The sequence below is a fragment of the Enterococcus raffinosus genome, from assembly GCF_001886185.1.
Classification (GTDB): domain Bacteria; phylum Bacillota; class Bacilli; order Lactobacillales; family Enterococcaceae; genus Enterococcus_A; species Enterococcus_A raffinosus.
The window spans coordinates 1-1,991 of the sequence record NZ_JXLA01000091.1; the positions used below are offsets into that span (position 1 = coordinate 1).

A 1,991-nucleotide genomic window follows, 5' to 3' on the forward strand; every position below is an offset into this window, starting at 1 on the left:
TCCAACACTTTTTCAGCGAAAATATTCGAAGGCACCATGAGCTTCTTTGGAATCTTCTGACTGTTCACCACATGACGCAGCTGTTCAGGGATTAAATAGATCGTATCTTCCTCAAAGACCTTTATCTTGTCGATGAAGGCGGATGTCACTTGATAATTCTCGCCAAAGTGTACCTGCATCTTCGCAATCGGTTCACGATACTGTGAGAACACAAACATTCGGCTGCCCGCACTGCTCACTACTGTCGAAGGCAAAATGTAGACTACCTTTTGTTTTGAAGGTTCCGTTTTTTTATCCATCGTTTGTCTCCTTGTTTTGCTGGCTCTATCAAACGACAATCATGTTCCATACAATGCCGTATTTGTCTTTAACTGATCCATGGAAGGGGCTGTAAAAGGTCTTGGTCGGTGGAAGATAGACCTCACCCGCTTCTTTCAGCGCATCAAACATCGCTGCCGCCTCTTCAACATCGCTTGGATTTACCGTCAAGTGAACGTTATTCCCCACTTGAAACGGAATTGAAAATTCGTCCGCAAAGGTAAACGGCGAACCAAACAACTCCATTTCTCCATGAAGAACATAGTTACTCACGTCTTCCTCCACGCCTTCTGGGATGTAGTCTTGGTACCTTTGGATTGTTAGTTTTTCTCCGGAAAAGACTTCTTCATAATACCGCATCGCCTCTTCGCATTGTTTGTTAAATAGAATGTACGGTGTCACCATGCTTTATCGCTCCTTTGGCTTTGTTTTTTTACTAAGTTATCGTTGAAATAATTAGCCACCAACCCACACCTTATCCTCAATGGCTAGATCCGTATACGTTTCTTCAATTGCGTATGCAGCGAGTTGCGAAAGCTTACAACCACCTGTGAACGTATGAATTTTTTCTGAGACAGCTATCTTTTTAGGTAGTAGGGTTTATCTTGTTTCCAAGGAAATTCGATCAACTATAACTAGGCTTTTGGCAGCGCATCCATTTTATCTTGAGACTCTATTTTACTATATTTCGTGAGAGATAAAAATTGAATTCCTCCTCTTTTCATGAAAGCTAAATATTAAGAAAACATTAAGTACAATAAAAATAATCAGTTTGTCTCAAGTATTTTTTAAGAAAAGTTCAACAGAATTCCTCACTAAAAACATTGATATATCAATTTTTATCAACTAAGCATACACCCCTCTTCGTTGTCAAAGTGCCGAATTCTGCATTTGGCCCTGAATTTTGCAGGGGATTGGGTGCTTCTTTTTTTCAAAAGCCTATGAAATCGGGATTCTTCAAAAAAATTTGGTCGCTAACCCTGCAAAATTGACCCCTAAATGTAATTTTCGCGGTTTTGACCTAGTTTTGTTTTGTGCCTTATCGTTAAGTCACCGGCCGGAACAAAAAACACATGGAGGAATAAACATGATCCAAAAACTAAGCACCAAATTGCAAGTCCAATTGTCTGTCCCTGGAGTGGAAAAACTAAAGAAAATCACTTTTTCAAACGTTGTGGACAACCCTGAGGAAGCAGAAATCATCAAACTAGGGGAAATCATGACAGAGCTAGACCAAGACGACACCTTGTTAGATGGCGTGATCATCACCAGCCAATCTCGTGTGACAAAAAATTAGGAGGAAACTAGATGAAAAAACTTGTATCGATCTTTAAAACCAGCGGCGGTCGCTCACAAACGTGGAGCTATCCAAACCCAGGAGAAGGTAAAGCGCCAGAGGATATCCGCAGTATCTTAGAAAAAATGACGTTGCTACATTTGTTCAATAGAGATGGCGAAAAGTTGTATAACGAAGTCGTCAGCGCCAAATATGTAGAAACGGTCGAGACAATTATTTTTTAATGAATACACTTGAGGAGGCGCGGCTTAGCCGCCTTCCTCTACTAAAAAAAAGGAGGACACCATCCCATGAATGAACAAACCCTTTCGTACCGCCAATTATTCAATTTGAAATCAACCACCTTGGAAAAACGTATCAAAGAGTATTACTACAG

4 protein-coding genes are annotated in these 1,991 nt (G+C 40.5%); 2 read left to right on the forward strand and 2 right to left on the reverse strand.

Features of this window, described 5'->3' with window-relative positions; genetic code table 11:
• On the reverse strand, positions 1-299 hold a 299-nt coding region (locus RV13_RS20255; protein WP_143142310.1), incomplete at its 3' end, for a hypothetical protein.
• A 28-nt stretch (positions 300-327) separates the two neighbouring features.
• Positions 328-723: a VOC family protein gene (locus tag RV13_RS20260; protein WP_028020587.1), complete on the reverse strand. Its 396-nt coding sequence runs from the start codon at positions 721-723 to the stop codon at positions 328-330.
• Positions 724-1,405: 682 nt separating this feature from the next.
• On the opposite strand from RV13_RS20260, the gene RV13_RS20265 reads away from it, so the two are divergent.
• Both RV13_RS20265 and RV13_RS20270 read left to right on the forward strand, forming a co-directional pair.
• Positions 1,406-1,615 carry a hypothetical protein gene (locus RV13_RS20265; protein ID WP_028020996.1) on the forward strand — a complete coding sequence of 70 codons (210 nt, stop codon included), beginning with the start codon at positions 1,406-1,408 and terminating at the stop codon, positions 1,613-1,615.
• A gap of 11 nt (positions 1,616-1,626) precedes the next feature.
• Positions 1,627-1,839, forward strand: coding sequence for a DUF2922 domain-containing protein (locus RV13_RS20270; RefSeq protein ID WP_028021003.1), 213 nt, complete (start codon positions 1,627-1,629; stop codon positions 1,837-1,839).
• Positions 1,840-1,991: the final 152 nt, after the last annotated feature.